Origin of the sequence: Duncaniella sp. C9 (assembly GCF_004803935.1) — a bacterium.
In the GTDB taxonomy this organism is placed as follows: Bacteria; Bacteroidota; Bacteroidia; order Bacteroidales; family Muribaculaceae; genus Duncaniella; species Duncaniella muris.
The window spans coordinates 904,963-923,665 of sequence record NZ_CP039547.1 but is presented as its reverse complement, the minus strand read 5'-3'; the positions used below and the strand labels follow the sequence as shown (position 1 = coordinate 923,665).

General features: G+C 54.2%; 13 protein-coding genes and 2 tRNA genes. 12 read left to right on the top strand and 3 right to left on the bottom strand.

Translation table 11 applies throughout. The features are described 5' to 3' along the window. Positions 1-22: 22 nt before the first annotated feature. The gene (locus E7745_RS03780; RefSeq protein WP_123399560.1) at positions 23-997 is read right to left on the bottom strand and encodes a polyprenyl synthetase family protein; all 975 of its coding nucleotides are present in this window, start codon (positions 995-997) and stop codon (positions 23-25) included. A gap of 287 nt (positions 998-1,284) precedes the next feature. Here E7745_RS03780 and E7745_RS03775 point away from each other — a divergent pair, with 287 nt between their 5' ends. The 12 genes from E7745_RS03775 to E7745_RS03725 all read left to right on the top strand — a co-directional run bounded on the left by E7745_RS03775 (position 1,285) and on the right by E7745_RS03725 (position 13,099). After that, entirely contained in the window at positions 1,285-3,501 is a 2,217-nt protein-coding gene (locus tag E7745_RS03775; RefSeq protein ID WP_136408329.1) for an LruC domain-containing protein, read from the top strand. Positions 3,502-3,679: 178 nt separating this feature from the next. Next, complete coding sequence (locus E7745_RS14775) at positions 3,680-3,838, top strand: hypothetical protein (RefSeq protein ID WP_168181992.1); 159 nt, start codon at positions 3,680-3,682, stop codon at positions 3,836-3,838. A 2-nt stretch (positions 3,839-3,840) separates the two neighbouring features. Beyond that, positions 3,841-4,374, top strand: coding sequence for a GNAT family N-acetyltransferase (locus E7745_RS03770; RefSeq protein WP_123399566.1), 534 nt, complete (start codon positions 3,841-3,843; stop codon positions 4,372-4,374). 99 nt (positions 4,375-4,473) lie between these two features. After that, a complete protein-coding gene (gene polA / locus E7745_RS03765) occupies positions 4,474-7,266 on the top strand; it encodes a DNA polymerase I (RefSeq protein ID WP_136408328.1) in 2,793 nt (930 codons plus the stop codon). 78 nt (positions 7,267-7,344) lie between these two features. Continuing rightward, a complete protein-coding gene (locus tag E7745_RS03760) occupies positions 7,345-7,665 on the top strand; it encodes a metal-sulfur cluster assembly factor (RefSeq protein WP_107031095.1) in 321 nt (106 codons plus the stop codon). Positions 7,666-7,702: 37 nt separating this feature from the next. Further along, complete coding sequence (locus E7745_RS03755) at positions 7,703-8,455, top strand: UDP-2,3-diacylglucosamine diphosphatase (RefSeq protein ID WP_107031094.1); 753 nt, start codon at positions 7,703-7,705, stop codon at positions 8,453-8,455. A gap of 488 nt (positions 8,456-8,943) precedes the next feature. After that, positions 8,944-9,366, top strand: coding sequence for a Fur family transcriptional regulator (locus E7745_RS03750; RefSeq protein WP_136408327.1), 423 nt, complete (start codon positions 8,944-8,946; stop codon positions 9,364-9,366). A gap of 102 nt (positions 9,367-9,468) precedes the next feature. After that, positions 9,469-10,020, top strand: a complete 552-nt coding sequence (locus E7745_RS03745; protein ID WP_107031092.1) for an NADH peroxidase — start codon at positions 9,469-9,471, stop codon at positions 10,018-10,020. Between the two features lie 288 nt (positions 10,021-10,308). Then, the gene (locus E7745_RS03740) at positions 10,309-11,322 is read left to right on the top strand and encodes a M28 family peptidase (protein WP_107031091.1); all 1,014 of its coding nucleotides are present in this window, start codon (positions 10,309-10,311) and stop codon (positions 11,320-11,322) included. A gap of 134 nt (positions 11,323-11,456) precedes the next feature. Beyond that, positions 11,457-11,530: transfer RNA gene (locus E7745_RS03735), tRNA-Asn, on the top strand. A 30-nt stretch (positions 11,531-11,560) separates the two neighbouring features. Continuing rightward, positions 11,561-11,634 (top strand) — tRNA-Asn (locus E7745_RS03730). 277 nt (positions 11,635-11,911) lie between these two features. After that, positions 11,912-13,099: a hypothetical protein gene (locus E7745_RS03725; protein WP_136408326.1), complete on the top strand. Its 1,188-nt coding sequence runs from the start codon at positions 11,912-11,914 to the stop codon at positions 13,097-13,099. A gap of 450 nt (positions 13,100-13,549) precedes the next feature. On the opposite strand, the gene mfd is transcribed toward E7745_RS03725, so the two are convergent. Continuing rightward, a complete protein-coding gene (gene mfd / locus E7745_RS03720; protein ID WP_123398993.1) occupies positions 13,550-16,891 on the bottom strand; it encodes a transcription-repair coupling factor in 3,342 nt (1,113 codons plus the stop codon). A gap of 31 nt (positions 16,892-16,922) precedes the next feature. Continuing rightward, on the bottom strand, positions 16,923-18,572 hold the full coding sequence (locus E7745_RS03715; RefSeq protein WP_136408325.1) for a S41 family peptidase: 1,650 nt from the start codon (positions 18,570-18,572) through the stop codon (positions 16,923-16,925). Between the last annotated feature and the right edge of the window lie 131 nt (positions 18,573-18,703).

Genomic DNA, 18,703 nt, shown 5'->3' with positions numbered 1-18,703 from the left:
TGTAACCAAGTGGGGGGGAAGATCAGACTTCGCGGGAGATGATGAAGTCAAAGAGAGAGAGGAAATGGGCGGTGACGGGGGAGTCGAAGCGCCGGAGGATGGCGGCGGCTTCCTCACGAAGACGCTGCATGGTGGCGTAGGCATACTCAATGCCGCCGTTTGCGCGGGCAAAGGCTATAAGACTGTCGATCTCTTCCTCGCTCAGAGGTTCGCCGGAGCGGAGCAGGGCTTTCATGGCCTCGCTCTCCGGGCCTGTGGTGGAGTTGAGCGCATGGAGCAGCGGGAGGGTTACTTTGCCCTCGCGCAGGTCGTTGCCGGTAGGTTTTCCGATGGCCTTGGAGTCGAAATAGTCAAAAATATCGTCCTTGATCTGGAAACAGAGGCCGAAGAGCTCGGCGAAACGCCGCATGGCTTCGATAGATTCGTCGTCGGCTCCGGTGCAATAGCCACCCATAGCCACGCATGACACGAAGAGCGAGGCTGTTTTGTGGGAGATCACCTTGAAATAGGCCTCTTCGTTGAGTTCGTGGTAGCGGGCATTGTAAATCTGGTCCATCTCGCCGAGCGAGAGGAGCTTTCCGAGGTCGGCAATGGTGTTGATTACGCGCAGATCGGCCGTGCGGGCTGCCAGACGCAGGGCGTTTGACACGAAAAAGTCGCCGACAAGGACTGCCACATGATTGTCCCACATGGCGTTGATGGTCTCCTGGCCGTGGCGCTGGCTTGAATCGTCGACCACATCGTCATGAATGAGCGAGGCGTTGTGGAGAATCTCTACCGAGGCTGCTGCGGTCAGCACATTCTCGTTGACCCCGCCGAAGAGGCGCGCGGTCAGCATGACCAGCATAGGGCGCAGCTGCTTGCCTTTATGGCGTAGATAGGTGCCTATCACTTGATTCATCAGAGTGTTCGATGAATCAAGCGAGCTGCTGATCAGCTCGTCGAGACGGGTAAGTTCCGGCTGAAGTGATTGGCGTATGTCGGCAAATGCGGTCATATTCGAGTTGCAAATTTACAAAATTCTTCTGTAAACCATTCACGTTTGAAAAAATTAATGAAATAAATCCCGACAGCCCCATCCGCAGCCCCATCCGCAAACCGCTGAAAAGCTCGCAATACTAATAAATGTTAACAATAGGGCAATTTTTCTACATTTTTTCACGTTGATTGATTTAAAGTGCCTAATTTTACGGGTGAATACCAACACATGCATCTTCTCTATAAATTTATTTCCAATCAAACAGTTTCAATTGCGTTGGAAAAACACATCATAACACCTTGAATATGGACAAATTACCTCCCGCAACAGGGGTTGCCCGCATAGGGTACTCCGCGTTGCTGGCACTCAGTGCATTAGCATTCGGCTCGTGTGCCGACACTGCTCCTGAGATTCCACAGGAAGAACTTTATCTCAGAGGATTCATCCGCCAGTTCGGAGTTCCCGATCTGGAACGGTCCTGGAGCATGGCCAAGCCCATAAAAGCTACAGTAAATCTCAGATCGAAGACCGACGGAATAGCCCGTATCTATACCGATTCGCCTAATACCCCCGGCTGCCAGATGCTTGCCGCAGTCGAAGTGGCCTCCGGCCGCGGAACCGCATGTTTTGACGCGGACATACGCAGCAATCATGTGTATGTGCGTGTGGAAAACCGCGACGGCCAGGTGGAACTTTCCGGATTCATGCCTGTCAGCAAAGGGGCTGTCAGCATCACCGACAGCCGCAGTTCACGCTCAGGCAACTGCCCGGTCACCAAAAAAGCCGTTGAGCTTGAGGTTGACAGAATAAATGACAAGTGCCTGGAATTTCTCACCGGATTCCTCAGCGAGAACCCTGACAACTATCGCTTGAGCTGGGACGCTCTGGAGAAAGGAGACGACGAGATAGCCCGGAAACTCAGCCAGGAATACATTCTGTCAAACAAGCAGAAAGAGAATGTGCCCAATCTGTATCGTCTGGAGAACTTCGACTATTCACAGCGCTGCCCGGAATTCAGCATCGACGATATAAAACCGATCATACACCAGTACACCACCCCTGACGGAGAAGTGAAACCCGGACTCTTCGCAGAATATTCCGACCACGGAAACGAGATCTCAAACCTGCAGAAATATTATCATGAATTGAAGACTCTTGACCCTGACGTGGAACTGACAGTGAAAGAAGACGGTCCGGTGGTATTCGACCTGATGTGGCGCGCGCTCACCGAAAACGCCTACTGGGGCTATTACTATTACGATGAGGAAGACGCGAAAACCATCCGCACCGATCCCTGGGGCTTCTACAATCGTGTGCCCAAATTCATAGTGCTTGACTATGAAGGCAATGCCGACAACCGACTTCAGGGTGACAACTCGCTGATGGAGATGAGACTCTGCAAAAACTGGGAACATCACAGTTCGGTGTACTACACAGACCCTGAGGATGACTCCCCAAACCACACTCTGAACGAAACCTGGGAGAAAATGGACTGGAACGCCTGCCGCACCACATACAATGAAGGCAAAAAGCTTCGCGGATGCAAGATCCGCTCCGTCAGCATGAAGCTGGTCTACTTCGGTAAAGACGGCAACGGCGAAGCGACCTACGACTTTCCGGCCGGAACAAGAATCGGTTTCATCTATGGCTCAAGCGGCCGCTCCGAGAAATTCTATCTGAGCGACGCCATACTCTCTCAGGCCATCCACCGCCCGTCGACAACCTATTCAGGTTCAGGTCAGGTCTCCGACGAGATCAAAAAATCGTCTGACTGGTTTCCGACATCAGCAAAGTTCAACTTCAACGGTGAGAATTATGTGGGGTTTGAGGACGGAGGCCTTGACTGCGACCTTAACGACTTCATGTTCCGCGTCCACAACACATGGCCCCCTGAGACAGACATCACTCCCGACGATCTGCCCCGTCCCGACTCAAAGGAATGGATCATAGCCTGCGAGGACCTCGGAAGTTTCGATGACTATGACTTCAATGACGTAGTGCTGAAAGTAGCTTTCGTGCCAAAAGCCACTGAGGGCGGCAGGAACAAGGTAAGAATCACTCCTGTGGCATGCGGAGGTAAACTCAACAGCTACGTCTATTTTCAGGATCATGCGCTCGGCGAGATCCATTCGCTGTTAGGTTGTCCCGGAGGCATACCCGCCGGCGTAGGCAACGGCACTCCTGACATAGACCACTCGAAAGTCAGATCATTGGAATTCGAGGTTGATGATGACTGGCTGCTGTCAGAAAGATACGAAACCGACTTCACCGTCAGCACTACCTGGATGAACGGCGAGGAAATCAGAGGCGAATGGATCAAAAAGATCCAGGACGGAATAAACGGCGAACACCTCAAAGCCCCGCAGATACTCCTGCTCCCCACTGAATGGAGCTGGCCGGTGGAACGCTGCGGAATTCTCGACGCTTATCCGGACTTCATAAAGTGGATCGGCAATATAGAGAATTATGACTGGGTTGACAACAAGCCTTATCCCGGAAACATCTATACACGTATCGACTGAGCAACAAATTATTGAATGCACACAGACAGAGAGTCTCTGTCGCAGGGTGTGCCGGAGCATTAGTGTGGTCGCTCCGGCACACCCTTTGCACATTGAAATTCTCGAAATTTCAGCATTCAATCCTTATATGTCAATTTTTTGTTGTATCTTTGTAATCAGACAACTAAAATCCTCAGATATGGCAAGACCAATTAAAGAAACCCCGGTGCTGAAGGGGAAAGACGCAGAGCGATTCGCAGAAAAGATGGAGACTGTCGGACGTGCATCCGCCAAAGAAATTGAGGAGGCCCGCAAAGCATACGAGGCGTTCAAAGCCATCAGCACCTTTCCGATGTGATTATGAATTTTGAAAAGTTCACGTTTCGGCAGATTGAAGCCGACACAGAAATAAAGCCGTTTGATTGTGGTGACCCCGATTTGAACGGCTTTCTTTTTGATGACGCTAAGAATTATCTTGATGTCATGCTTGCCGTAACATATCTGCTTGAAGACAACGAAGCAAATAAAACTGTGGCATACTATTGCCTGTTGAATGATAAGATTGAACTTGACCCCGATGAAAGATCAAAGTGGAACAAGATTAACCGTAAGATCCCAAACAATAAACGATACCATGCTTATCCATCCGTGAAAATCGGACGCTTGGGAGTATCTCAGGAGTATGCCAATAAGCATATCGGGCAAATGGTTCTTATGCAGATCAAAATGATCTTTTCCCGTATGACATTAAGCGGATGCAGGTTTATTACTGTGGATGCGTATTCAAATGCTGTTCCGTTTTATGAGAAATGTGGGTTCCATTGTCTTTCTGATAAAGATATCAATGAGCCGACAAGAGCTATGTATTTTGATTTGATGTACTATAAGAAATAGAGGTGGATCTCAGAGAGCGTTTAAGTTTATTTGTCAGAGGATTTGAGGGAGTATGTGAAATTTAATCACTAACTTTACCCCAAATTTGACTTTACCAATATGGAAAAACGCCTATTCCTGCTCGATGCATACGCTCTGATCTACCGGGCCTACTATGCCCTGATACGTTCGCCACGCTTTGCCGGCAACGGGTTCAACACCTCGGCTGTGTTCGGCTTCTGCAACACGCTCGACGAACTTCTGCGCAAGGAAAACCCTTCGCACATAGCCGTGTGCTTCGATCCTTCAGGTCCGACATTCCGCCACGAGGAATTCGCCGACTACAAAGCCAACCGCGACAAGCAGCCGGAAGATATCACCGCGTCGGTGCCTTATATCAAGCGTATCCTCGAAGCCTACCGCATCCCGGTGATCGAGGTGAAGGGCTATGAGGCCGATGACGTGATAGGCACTCTGGCCAAGCGCGCGGCCGCCGAGGGTTATGACACCTACATGATGACCCCTGACAAGGACTACGGCCAGCTGGTCGATGACCATATCTTCATGTATCGTCCGGCGCTCCGTGGCGAGGGCTTCGAGATACGCGACGCAGCCAAGGTCTGTGAGCGCTACGGAATAGCCCGCCCCTCGCAGGTGATAGACCTCCTGGCGCTCGAAGGGGATGCCTCCGACAACATTCCCGGCTGTCCGGGTGTCGGCGAGAAGACCGCCCGCACCCTGATCGAGACCTGGGGATCTGTGGAAAACCTGCTCGAAAACACTGACAGCCTCAAAGGCGCGCTGCAGAAAAAGGTCCGCGAGAACGCCGACCAGATCCGCCTTTCAAAATATCTTGCCACGATCAAGACCGATGTGCCCGTGGATATTTCCGTCAGCTCGCTCGAACGCAAGCCGATGGACGTGGACAAGCTGCTTGAGGTTTACGGCGAACTGGAGTTCCGCACTCTGGCCGCGCGCCTCAAAGCCGGAGCCCGCCAGGGGCAGGCCGACACACAGCCGGCTGCCGCCCCCGCCCCGCCACAGCCTGAGGCTGACAGCAGCGGCATGGGATCGCTCTTCGACATGCCCGATGACGGCGCCACGGCTTCCGACACTCCGGCTCAGGCCTGCGAGAGCCGCGACTACCGCCGCATCGAAAGTCCGGCTGAAGCAGCCTTGGTGGTCAGCCGCATTTCCGGTTCGGAATTCATCGGGACATCGTTCTACGCCATCGGCGAGGACAGCATGACCGCGCGCTGGTCAGGACTCGCTCTTTCAGTGAGCGACTGCGAGGGCTGGTTCATTGATCTCCCCGCCGACTCGCCGGAACGCCGCGCCGAACTGCTTGCAGTGATTGAGCCGCTGTTTACCGGCAGCGCCACTCTGGTGAGCCACGATGTGAAACGCGGCTATCTGCTGCTCAAAAAAGAAGGCGTCAATCTGACAGCCCCCTGGTTTGACACCTCCGTGGCCCACTATCTGATCGATCCGGAAATGAAACACGAGTTGCGCTATGTGGTGGCCAAATATCTCCGCCTCGAACTCGCAGGAGTGGCCCCGGATTCAAAAGCAGGCCACCCGAAGACGGCGCTTGAGCCGGAGGCCGCCGTGGCCCGCTACTGCGAGGAGGCCGATCTGGCCCTGCGGCTGCGCGCTCCGCTCCAGAGCGATGTGGATAGCCGCGAGATGGGCCGGCTGCTGGCCGATGTGGAGTTTCCGCTGATCAGAGTGCTCGCCGAGATGGAATTCACAGGAGTGAGAATCGACTCAAACGTGCTTACCGACCTCTCCGCCCGGCTGAAAGAGCGTATCCGCGCTCTGGAGGAAGAGGCCTATGAAATGGCCGGCGGTCCGTTCAACATCGGCTCTCCCGCCCAGGTCGGCATGGTGCTGTTCGAAAGGCTCAACATCGACCCCAAGGCCAAGAAGACCGCCCGCGGATCCTACTCGACAACCGAGCAGGTGCTTGAGAAATATGCCCCGAAGGTGCCCCTGGTCAGCCTGATTCTGAAGATCAGGCGCCTCAAGAAGCTGGTGACCACCTATCTTGACGCACTCCCGGCGCTGGTCAATCCGCAGACCGGAAAAATCCACACCTCCTATAACCAGACAGTCACTGCCACCGGGCGCATATCGTCGACCAACCCCAACCTGCAGAATATCCCCGTCAGGACTGACGAAGGCCGCGAGATACGCCGCGCGTTCATAGCCGATCCGGGCGACATGATCATGAGCGCCGACTATTCACAGATCGAGTTGCGCCTCATAGCCGATCTGTCGGCAGACCGCGACATGATAGAAGGCTTCCTCTCAGGCGATGACATACACCGCATCACGGCATCTAAAATCTACGGTGTTCCGCTCGAAGAGGTCACTGACGACCAGCGCCGCCACGCCAAGACGGCCAACTTCGGTATCATCTACGGCATCTCGGCCTTCGGTCTGTCGGAGCGTCTGGGAATAGCCCGCGCCGAAGCCAAGAAACTGATCGACGGATATTTCGCCACCTATCCCCACATACGCGAATATCTCAGCAAATCAGTGGAGACTGCCCGCGAGCAGGGCTATGTCAGCACCCGCATGGGTCGCCGCCGCTATCTGCCCGACATCAACTCGCGCAATGCGGTGGTGCGCGGCTATGCCGAACGCAATGCCGTCAACGCCCCCATCCAGGGCTCGGCCGCCGACATCATCAAGGTGGCCATGATCAGCATCTTCAACGAGATGGAAGCCCGCGGCATGAGATCGAGAATGCTGATGCAGGTGCATGACGAACTCATATTCAACATTGTGCCCGGAGAGACCGAAGAGATGCGGAAACTCGTAGTCAGCTGCATGGAAAACGCCTATCACGGCGCAGTGCCACTGACAGTCTCAGCCGGCATAGCCGACAACTGGCTCGGAGCACACTGACAAAAATCACCACCTATATTATATATAGCAAGTATTATTATAGCAAGTTCACACTTACAAACGAAAACAAGCCCATATATGACTCCCGAAGAGAAACTTCAGATAGAAGAACGCATCGTCACGATGCTCAAAACTGTCTACGACCCCGAAATTCCGGTAGACATCTATAACTTAGGCCTGATCTACAGCATAGACCTCGATGATGACGGTAATCTGAAAATCGACATGACCCTGACCGCGCCCAACTGTCCGGCCGCCGATTTCCTCGTGGAAGATGCCCGCATCAAGCTCGAAAGCATCGAGGGAGTGAAAAGTGTAGATATCCGCATAGTCTTCGAGCCAGAATGGACCAAAGACATGATGAGCGAAGAAGCCAAACTCGATCTCGGATTTCTCTGAGCATAAAGCATCGGACTCAACAGACAGCTACTGAAAGGTGAGCACACGCAACAAGACATATTTCATCAGTGACCTCCATCTCGGAGCCTCCTACATCAGTGACCCCCGGCAACATGAGATGCGGGTGGTCAGCTTCCTGCATTCCATTGCTCCTGACTGCCGGCGGCTCTATCTGCTTGGTGACGTGCTGGACTACTGGTGGGAATACCGCAACGTGGTTCCACGCGGATTTACCCGCTTTTTCGGCGCCCTTGCAGCTCTGGCCGACAGCGGAGTCGAAATCACATGGCTCAAAGGCAACCACGACATCTGGATTTTTGACTATCTCCCGTCAGAAATCGGGCTGAAGGTCCATGACGGAATCCTTGTCACCGAACTTGACGGGCACCGCTTCCTGCTGGAACACGGCGACGGCGTAGGGCGTCTCCCCTGGTCGTTCCGCCGGCTGCGCTCACTCTTCCGCTCACGCACAGCCCAGAGGCTCTTTGCTGCCATCCACCCGCGCTGGACGGTAGGCTTCGCACACTCCTGGTCATCACATTCCCGCAAGCAAGGAGGCTATGTGGCCTCTGACCGTGCGGGCGACTCGCTAATCGAGTTTGCCGAAGAATACAGCCGCAATCCTTCCAATCCGAAAGTCGACTATTTCATTTTCGGCCACTGTCACATTTTGCTTCGAAAGCCAGTAGGAAACGGGGCTGAAATGGTGATCTTAGGTGACTGGATCAGCCGTTTCAGCTATGCCGTATGGGACGGAAACTCACTGTCGACACGCATTTATGAAGAGTGAAAGAATCATGTCGCCCTACCTCTTTAACGTATATTAAATATTATATGCAATATTTTCACATTTACATAATCACCTGACTGACATTGATCTATATGTCAATTCTGCAATAATTGCAAATTCTTCGATATAAAATTATGTTGGAAAACATATAGATTTATTTGTCAGGAGCAGAATCTTGTCCTACCTTTGCACCACGAACCTAAAACAATCTTTTTTACCTTAGAAATTGTACCTATTGGAAACTCATAAACGGGAGCCGCGCGAAGCTGCTCCCGTTTAATTTTATCAAAAGCGAAACAAACCGGCAAAAGCGCAAGCACCGGAAGCCGGATCAGAGAAAGCAGCGAAAGCTCTTTTTGAAAAAATTAACACTTGATATGGAGATTTCACTTGCATAAGAGAAGTAAATGGTATAACTTTGTATCGAAATTAAAATTGTAATTATTACAACTTAATAATAAATCCAAACCCAAAGTTCCGTTGATACGATGCAATCCTATAGTTTCACCACTCAAGAAATCCTGGACACCCTCTCGGAAGGAGGCGTAAAACCATCCGCGCAGCGGATGGCCATCCTCAGATTTCTGATGGAAAACCGGGTACATCCCACAGTCGACGAGATATTCAAGGCCCTGCAGCCGGAAAACCCCACGCTTTCGCGCACCACAGTCTACAACACACTGCGACTGCTGACCGAAGCCGAGATAATCCGCTGCATCGAAACCGGAGTCAACGGCGCCCGCTGGGACTACTCTCAGCATGACCACGCCCACTTCCTCTGTACGGAATGCGGCCGAGTAACTGACGTAGCCTTTACGATGCCCTCGTCACTGCCTCTCCCGGAGAGCGGCTATCAGGTAAAGTCAGCGGATGTGATCTTCCGAGGCACCTGCCCCCTCTGTGCCGGATAAAGGCCTCACCTACCCCACTCCGCCCCGGCGGCGTAAAACGCCGGCAGCAAACACAAAGAAACAAAATAAAATATCGTATAATTATCTAAACAACACAAACTTATGAAAAAGAAATTCATCTGCACCGTATGTGGTTACGTTCACGAAGGTGACGAAGCACCTGAAATCTGCCCCCTCTGCAAAGCACCCCGTTCAAAATTCAAGGAACTTAACGAAAGCGCAGCTCTCGAATTCGTGACCGAACACGTGATCGGCATTGCAAAAGATACCGATGACGAAATGAAGGCTGACCTCCGCGCACACTTCGAAGGCGAATGCGCCGAAGTAGGCATGTATCTGGCCATGTCGCGCCAGGCCGACCGCGAAGGCTATCCTGAAATCGCAGAAGCCTTCAAGCGCTACGCCATTGAAGAAGCCGAACATGCTTCTAAATTCGCAGAGCTCCTCGGCGAATGCGTATGGTCGACCAAAGAAAACCTCGAAAAGCGCATGGCTGCCGAAGCCGGAGCCAATGCCGACAAGATGCGCATCGCACGTCGTGCCAAAGAGCTCAACCTCGATGCAATCCATGACACCGTTCACGAAATGGCCAAAGACGAAGCCCGCCACGGCCAGGGCTTCCAGGGTCTCTACAACCGCTATTTCAAGAAATAAGAGCTTGTCTGAAAACAACTCCTAAGCCCAAAATGGCAGCATAATAGCTATAAGCCTATTTTTCAGAGGCGCACATCTCCATGTGAGTGTGCGCCTTTTTCATTGTCAGACAGTGACCGGGCTCCATGTCATGTTAATTAAAATTAACATGCAAATTATTTTGTAACAGTTTTGTTGGCAATTTGTAACTATGTTGTAACTTTGTCGGACAATACCTCTATTGTGTCGCAAATGGAATGACACAACCGGCACCAAGCCAATCTAATTCAGAGTCAACAAAGGAGAAACATGAAACGAATTTTTTACACCGCAATGCTCTGCATTGCCGTTGTCGTCACAGCCATAGGCTGCAAGACATCTCCGAAGACAGGAAACGACAAAAAAAGCGGCACTGAGAAAAGCCTGAAAGAACCTGTCAAATTCAACCGCGACAGCGCATATGCCTATGTGCGCCGTCAGGTAGCCTTTGGTCCACGCGTTTCAGGCACTCCCGCCAATCTCAAATGCCGCGACTATATAGTCTCCGAACTGACCCGCCACGGAGCCCAGAACGTCAGCGTACAGACCGGCGAAGTCAAGGCCTTCAACGGCGATGTCCTGCCCATAGGCAATATCATGGGCTCCTATCAACCGGAAATCAAAGACCGCATTCTGCTCCTCGCCCACTATGACACCCGCCCCTGGGCCGACTCTGACGCTCAGGAGGAAAACCGCCTGCGGCCAGTACTCGGAGCCAACGATGGTGCCAGCGGAGTGGCCGTGTTGCTCGAAATAGGCCGCCTGCTCAACCAGCACAAAACTCCGGTTGGAGTTGACCTGCTGTTTGTCGACGCCGAAGACTACGGCCAGGCCTCAGGGTTCTCCACTCATGACTCCACCTGGTGTCTGGGCACACAATACTGGATCGAAAACATGCCCTACGCCTCTGACTCTCTGCCCCGCTATGCCATACTCTTCGACATGGTAGGCGGCGTAGGCGCCAAGTTCCACCGCGAATTTTTCTCCGACTCAGAAGCCAGCCAGCTCGTTGACAAAGTCTGGTCCGTTGCCGAGCGCTCCGGCTTCGGCGACCGCTTCATCAACAAAAACGGCGGATCCGTGGTCGATGACCATATCTTCCTCAACAAAGCCGGCATCCCGGCAATTGATATCATCGAGACCAAAAACGACGAGACAGGATCGTTTGCCCCGACCTGGCACACCGCCAATGACAACCTCGACAACATCGATCCCTCCGCCATGCAGGCTGCAGGCCAGACCGTGCTCAACCTGCTCCACAACGAAATCCAGTGTGTGCAGTGACCGCTCCACACATTCCAAGGCATAAAAAAAATAAAACAATTTTTCAAATTTTCCGCCAAAAGGTTGCATAATTAAAAAAAACAGTGTAATTTTGCAACGCAAATTTAGGGAGAGCCCAAAGAAAAATTGCATCTGCTTCAGTAGCTCAGTTGGTTAGAGCACCTGACTGTTAATCAGGGGGTCGTTGGTTCAAGCCCATCCTGAAGCGCAAAACGCCATACTTAAAACAATATCCAAAGCTTCAGTAGCTCAGTTGGTTAGAGCACCTGACTGTTAATCAGGGGGTCGTTGGTTCAAGCCCATCCTGAAGCGCGCATCGAAAGAGGCAGGCGGTTCGACAGATATGTCGGACCGCCTGTTTCTTTCCATATATGCAAAACAGTGCATCAATCGGGCAAAATAGTATCATATCAAGCGTTTAATTTTGCATAAATTTGCAAAAATTGACTGACCTATCAACTTCACCTATCAAACAGCATTACCAATAACATTCGATCAGAAACTCTTAGACCTGACATCACACACGCTGAAATAACCTAAAAAACACCATATCAAAAACATCTTCTTACCTAAATCACATTTTACGCTTATGATCAAACATCTACTCGCATCAGCCGCTCTCGTAGCAGCGCTCTCCGCATCAGCCGCCGAAGTAACCCTATGGGAAGGCAGCTGCAATCTCGGCACAAGCTGGTCAGAGTCATTCTCTATCCCACAGTCTGAGCTCACCGTGCTTGGCAATGAGTCAGCCGTTCTGACTTTCCACTACACTCTTGATTCCAAATGTACCTATTGGCAATACAAACCTTGCTCAGACGTATCCGGCTGGACACCACTTGATGTGGCCACTGAACTCGGCAACGACTACCAGTGCATTTCGGTAGAAGCAGGTTCAAGCAAAACCGACTGCCCCCTTGGTGCCAAAGATATAGCGGCCATCAAGGCTGACGGTCTGCGCGTGCAGGGCTACGGCATGACTGTGACCAAAGTCACCTGCGAGACAGACAAGACCGTTGACGAAAACCTTCTGTGGGAAGGCGAATGCACTCTCTCGTGGAGCTCTCAGGGAGCCATCATCCCAGCCTCCAAACTGAAAGCAGGCGACCTTCTGAAATACACTTTCTCTACCGCCGGAAGCGGTTCTCAGGTCATTGTCAAGGGCGCTGACTGGAACGACCTCCTCGGCTCCGCCAAGATCGCCCAGAAAGATATCGCCACCGGTTCGGCAATCGTGGGCGTTACCCAGGAAATGCTTGACAACTGCGGCGCCAACATCAATGTACAGGGCGAAGGCGGCTGTGTGCTGACCAAAGTTGAACGCGCAGGTTCTTTCGATCCCGCCGGTGTAGTGGCCTATGGCGAACGCTTCTGCGGAACGAACGTATTCACAGTGCTACCCGAAAGTGCTACCCAGCTCGCCGTGACTTTCACCGCAGCCGTTGACTATGCACAGCTGATGAACAGCAGCTGGACCGACCTTGCGGCCACCAGCTCCAGCAAGACCAACGCTGACGGCACCGTGACCTACACATTCGGCCTCACAGCAGATATGATCTCGGCCATCAATGCCAAGAAAGAGCTTATCATCAATTCCAACGGCAAGCTCATTTCCGTAAACCTGCCTTCTGGCGATGACAGCGGCATAGCCGATATCGTGGCCGACGAAAACGCTCCCGTTGAATACTTCAACCTCCAGGGTATCCGCGTTGAAAACCCAGAAAACGGCCTCTACATCCGCCGTCAGGGCAACAAGGTTTCAAAAGTTATCATCCGATAAGGCTGCTTATACCTTTTCCGTCTACAAACCATAATCTGAACAAGTTTCAGAAGTCGAGGGGCTGCACCGATGGGTGCAGCCCCTTTGTTATGCTATGACGGCCGGATGGAGATGTCCGCAGGACATCGATTTACTCATAGCCCGTGACACCGTAGCGCACAGCGCCAAGGTGTCACGGGTTCGTGATTTCCCCGTCATGTGGTGTCCGGCGGACACCGATTTACCGTCATGCTGCGGGCGGGGGCCATCCGGGGTCGTAAATCCGTGTCCTGGCGGACACGATAATTTGGATGAATGACTTTACCCCCCTACACCTACGCGCTTTGCGCTGCGGTGTAGGGGGCTACGAGTAAAACGGTGTCCTGCGGACACCCGCTATCCGTGCGCCATGCGGGGATTACAGATGGAGATGTCCGGCAGGACACCGATTTACCATCATGCTGCGGGGGATCAGGCTATGATTTCGGAAAGGATGGCAACGGCGGTTTCGACGTTGGTGACGTCGGCGATGGCGAATGAGCGCTTGCCGTTGCGCTCACGGATCTGCACCCGGCGCGGATTGGCGGTCAGATAGGCCAGCATCTTGCCGAACATTTCGGACTGATAGTAGGCCTTGTTGCTCTCGTCGACGAAATAGGTGTACATCCGGCCTTGTTTCAGGGCTACTTTTTCTATGCCAAGACGGCGAGCGAGGCTCCGCAGACGCGGAATGCGCAGCAATTCGGCGGTGACTGGCGGGATGGCGCCGAAACGGTCGGTGAGACGGTTTTTGAAGGCCTGCAGGTCGAGTTCGCGTTCTATGCCGTCGAGTTCCTGATAGAGGGCTATGCGTTCGCTCTCGGTTGGGACATAGTCGGCCGGCAGAAGCAGTTCCATGTCGCTCTCGATTACGCAGTCAGCCACAAAATCGGTCTGTGACTCGTCGAGACGGTCGGCCTGTTCGAGATCCGAGAATTCCTCGGTGCGCAGTTCGGTGACTGCCTCCTTGAGGATTTTCTGATATGTCTCGTAGCCGAGATCGGCTATGAAGCCTGACTGCTCCGCACCCAGGAGGTTGCCGGCTCCGCGGATGTCGAGATCCTGCATGGCAATGTGAATTCCGCTTCCGAGATCGCTGAAACTCTCGATTGCCTGGAGGCGCCGGCGCGCCACGGGGGTCAGGGGTATGTGGGGGGGCACCAGAAGATAGCAGAAAGCCTTGCGGTTGCTTCGGCCCACACGTCCGCGGAGCTGATGAAGCTCGCTGAGGCCGAAGTTCTGGGCGTTGTTGACAATGATGGTGTTGACGTTTGGCATGTCGATGCCGCTTTCGATGATGGTTGTGGCTATCAGCACGTCGTAGTCATGGTTGGCGAAGTCGATGATGGCCTTTTCGAGTTTTTCGGGTGGCATCTGTCCGTGGGCCACGATCACGCGGGCGTCAGGGACAAGGCGTTTCACCTGGGCTTCAAGCTCATATAGTCCTTCGATGCGGTTGTTGATCATGAAGACCTGTCCGTTGCGCGAGAGTTCGAAGTTGACGGCCTCGGCCACAATGTCGTCGCCGCCGGCGCAGACGGAGGTGATGATCGGGTAGCGGTTGGCGGGGGGAGTGTTGAGCGAGGTGAGATCGCGTGCGCCCATGAGAGAGAACTGGAGGGTGCGGGGGATGGGGGTGGCGCTCATGGTCAGGGTGTCGACATTGATCTTCATCTGCTTGAGCTTTTCTTTGACGGCCACGCCGAATTTCTGTTCTTCGTCTACAATCAGCAGGCCGAGATCCTTAAAGCGGACATCCTTGCCAATGAGTTTGTGGGTTCCGATGAGTATGTCGATTTTCCCTTCGGCCAGATCGCTGATTATTTCCCTGACCTGCTTGGGAGTGCGGGCGCGGGATATGTAGTCGACTCTCACGGGGAGCTCTTTGAGGCGGTCGCGGAAGGTGTTGAAGTGCTGGTAGGCCAGCACCGTAGTCGGCACGAGCACGGCTGTCTGCTTTCCGTCGACAGCCGCCTTGAAAGCCGCGCGGATGGCTATTTCGGTCTTGCCGAAGCCCACGTCGCCGCAGATCAGTCGGTCCATCGGGCGGTCGCTCTCCATGTCGGCCTTGACGGCTTTGGTGGCGGTCAGCTGGTCAGGGGTGTCCTCGTAGATGAATGAAGCCTCCAGTTCCTGCTGCAGATAGCTGTCAGGGGCAAAGGCATGGCCCTTTTCGTCTTTGCGGGCGGCGTAGAGTCTGATCAGATCGCGGGCTATGTCCTTGAGTTTTGACTTGGTGCGCTCCTTCATCTTGTTCCATGCGCCGGAGCCGAGTTTGTTGATCTTCGGGGGCACGCCCTCCTTGCCTCGGTATTTGGCAAGTTTGTGGAGGGCGTGGATGGAGACGAAGATGATGTCGTCATTGGCATAGATGAGCTTGATCATCTCCTGGGTCTTGCCGTTGACATTGGTTCGGAGCAGTCCGGCGAACTTGCCTACGCCGTGGTCCACGTGGACTATGAAGTCGCCCGGCTCGATGGCGCTCAGTTCCTTGAGCGAGAGGGCGAGTTTGCCTGAGCGGGCGCGGTCGCTCTTGAGGGTGTATTTGTGGAAGCGGTCAAAGATCTGGTGGTCGGTGAAGACGCAGAGTTTGAGCGAGTGGTCGGTGAAACCTTCATGGACCGTAGGCATGACGGGCGAGAAGGCTATGTCGTCGCCGCGGTCGGCGAAGATGACTTTCAGGCGCTCGATCTGCTTCTCGCTGTCGCTGAGGATGCAGATGCGGTAGCCCTCGGAGAGGAAACGGGTGAAACTTTCGCTGATCAGCTCGAAATTCTTGTGGTAGATGGCCTGGGGCGAGCAGTGGAAGTCAATCGAGGCTCCGGCGGCGGGATCGGGCTGTGCGGCGGCCGAGAAGCGCAGCTGACGGAAGGAGCTGAAGGCACGGGTGAAGGCCTCGCCGTCGACCACCTGTTTCATGGCGTTGGTGTCGGTGCTGTCATCGACAGCGGCCAGGGCGCTCTGCGAAAGTTCCTCGGCACCGATGGCCCTTACGCGCTCCAGGGTGTAGAGAGCATCGCGGACCACGAAGAGGGTCGAGGGATCGACGAACTCCAGCAGCGACTCGCCTGACGACTGCGAGGCGACTCCGGAGGTTATGGCCACTTCTTCGAGGCGGCGTTCGGAGAGCTGGGTCTCAATGTTGAAGGTGCGGATGGAGTCGATCTCGTCGCCGAAGAAGTCGATGCGGAACGGAAGTTCGTGGCTGTAGCCGAAGATGTCGAGAATGGAGCCGCGTGCGGCAAACTGGCCCGGCTCATAGACATAGTCGACCTCCTGGAAGCCGTTTTGGCGCAGCCAGTCTATGGTGGCGGGGAGGTCCGTCTCGCGGTCTTTGCGCAGGTGGAGGGTGTGGCGGTCAATCACCTCGCGCCGGGCCACTTTTTCGGCCAGGGCCTCAGGATAGGTCACCACATAGGCCGGCGCGCGGTCGGAATGCCACTGGTTGAGGGCTTCGGTGCGCAGTATCTGCGAAGGGGGATCGACCTGGCCGTATCTGATGTCGCGCTTGTAGCCCGACGGGAAGAGCAGCACCCGGTCCTCGCCGAGGATGCGGCTGAGATCGTGGTAGATATAGCCGGCATCGTCGAGCGAATCGCCGACAACCACCGTGGGTACCTTGCGCGGATGGAGCGCCGCGAGCATCATGGCCGGCGCCGATCCGGCGAGGTTATAGACGGATATTATCGCAGTCTCGCCGCCGAGAGCCTTCTGGAGGGCTTCGCGGCGGCGGGACGACATGAATTCATCGCAGAGTTGCTGTATGGAGGTCATGCGTATGGGCTGATGAGGTGTTGCTTTGATGCTATTTCTTTTTACCTAAGATCTCGCTGAAGCGCGGGGTGGTCAGCACGGCTGCGGCCGAGTCGACGGCCTGGTCGTCGCGCAGCGAGTAGATGACCTCGCCGCGGTTGAAATAGTAACGGCTGAGGAGCTCGCCGGCTATGTAGGGGGTGAGATTCTTGCGGTTGATGTCGAGATCGCGGCCCAGGTCGTGGCGGAGCATGGTGGCGAGCACGTCAAACTGCGCGGCGATCGAGTCGTTCATATATCCTTCGGCGGTTGCTATCTCACGCAGCTGCTTGACGGCATTCTCGCAGACTTTGTCATAGTTGAATTTTGCGGGGTCGATGAAGTTCTTGAACTCGCTGTAGATCTCGTCTGTGACCTCGAAGGTCTCCGGCGGGGCAATAGTGTCATGGGTGGCGGCATACTTGTTGGCGAAGTTGAAGGCCCAGTTGTCGCGGACCACGTTGAAGGTCAGGCGGTTCACTTCGGGATATTCGATCTTGATGTCGGGGGTTATGCCACCGCCGTCGCGCACCTCGCGTCCGCCGGCTGTCTTGAACACGCTGGTCAGGCTGTCAGGGATTCTTGCCACAGATCCGTCAGGGTTGCGGCGGGAATAGTCGATGGCCTGGATGAGGCGTCCGGAGGGGATGTAGTATTTAGCCACGGTCACTTTCAGCAAGCCGTCATAGGGAAGCTCGCGGGTGCTCTGCACGAGGCCTTTGCCGTAGGAGCGGTTGCCGATGATCACCGCGCGGTCAAGATCCTGGAGCGCGCCGGAGACAATCTCCGATGCCGAGGCCGAATTGCCGTCAACAAGCACGGCGAGGGGTATTTTGGTGTCGATGGGGTTGATGCTTGTCTTGTAGACCTTCTCGTTGAGCACACCTTTGCCGCGGGTGGTCAGCACGGCGGTGCCTTTGGGCAGGAAGAGGCCGAGAATCTCCACGGCGCTCTCGACGAGGCCGCCGCCGTTGCCTCGGAGGTCGAGAATCAGACCTTTGGCGCCTTCCTTGATCAGTTTCTCCACTCCGGCGCGGACTTCGGGGAAGCTTTTTTCAGAGAAAGTGTTGAGCCCGATGTAGCCCACTCCGGGGCGCACCATGCCGACGTAGGGCACGGGCGGAATCTGGATCTTGGCGCGCTTGAATTCGAAGGTCTTGATGGAGTCGGCGGTCCAGGGGCGCTTCATCACCAGTTTCAGAGTCGATCCGCTCTGGCCTTTTAGCTTGTCGCTGACGCGGGCCGATGTCCATCCGAGCACCGAGTCGCCGTCGATTGTCAGGAATAGGTCACCGGGGCGCAGACCTGCTTTCTGGGCGGGACTTCCCTCGTAAGGCTCGGCAATGATCACGCCCTCCTCGTTCTGCTGGATGACTGACCCGATACCGCCATACTCGCCGGTGGTCATGGTGCGGAATGCGTCCTGGTCTTTGGCTGAGAAATATTCGGTGTAGGGGTCGATGTCGTCGAGCATTGCCACTATGGCTGTGTTGATGGACTTCTCGGCGTCGATGGAGTCGACGTAGAAAGTCTGGAGTTCCTTGTAGAGTGCGTTGAATATGTCAAGATTGCGCGAAATCTCGTTTTTCTTGCTGCGGGTTGCTGCGGAAGCGAGCACGCAGAGCAGGACTAACGATGCGGCGATGAGGGTAAGTTTTTTCATACTCCTGATTGATAGTGAATTGATGAATCCGTGAGGGCTTGCCGGAAGGGCGGGATGCAGCCGTGTCTGCGGGAGCTCCGAAACGGAGTCCCAAAGTTAATCAATAAATATAACAATCGAAATATCAATCT

Excerpts from the sequence above, each read along its gene's own strand:
- E7745_RS03780 (WP_123399560.1), bottom strand. The coding sequence starts at position 997 with ATGACCGCATTTGCCGACATACGCCAATCACTTCAGCCGGAACTTACC.
- E7745_RS03775 (WP_136408329.1), top strand. The coding sequence starts at position 1,285 with ATGGACAAATTACCTCCCGCAACAGGGGTTGCCCGCATAGGGTACTCC.
- E7745_RS14775 (WP_168181992.1), top strand. The coding sequence starts at position 3,680 with ATGGCAAGACCAATTAAAGAAACCCCGGTGCTGAAGGGGAAAGACGCA.
- E7745_RS03770 (WP_123399566.1), top strand. The coding sequence starts at position 3,841 with ATGAATTTTGAAAAGTTCACGTTTCGGCAGATTGAAGCCGACACAGAA.
- polA (WP_136408328.1), top strand. The coding sequence starts at position 4,474 with ATGGAAAAACGCCTATTCCTGCTCGATGCATACGCTCTGATCTACCGG.
- E7745_RS03760 (WP_107031095.1), top strand. The coding sequence starts at position 7,345 with ATGACTCCCGAAGAGAAACTTCAGATAGAAGAACGCATCGTCACGATG.
- E7745_RS03750 (WP_136408327.1), top strand. The coding sequence starts at position 8,944 with ATGCAATCCTATAGTTTCACCACTCAAGAAATCCTGGACACCCTCTCG.
- E7745_RS03745 (WP_107031092.1), top strand. The coding sequence starts at position 9,469 with ATGAAAAAGAAATTCATCTGCACCGTATGTGGTTACGTTCACGAAGGT.
- E7745_RS03740 (WP_107031091.1), top strand. The coding sequence starts at position 10,309 with ATGAAACGAATTTTTTACACCGCAATGCTCTGCATTGCCGTTGTCGTC.
- E7745_RS03725 (WP_136408326.1), top strand. The coding sequence starts at position 11,912 with ATGATCAAACATCTACTCGCATCAGCCGCTCTCGTAGCAGCGCTCTCC.
- mfd (WP_123398993.1), bottom strand. The coding sequence starts at position 16,891 with ATGACCTCCATACAGCAACTCTGCGATGAATTCATGTCGTCCCGCCGC.
- E7745_RS03715 (WP_136408325.1), bottom strand. The coding sequence starts at position 18,572 with ATGAAAAAACTTACCCTCATCGCCGCATCGTTAGTCCTGCTCTGCGTG.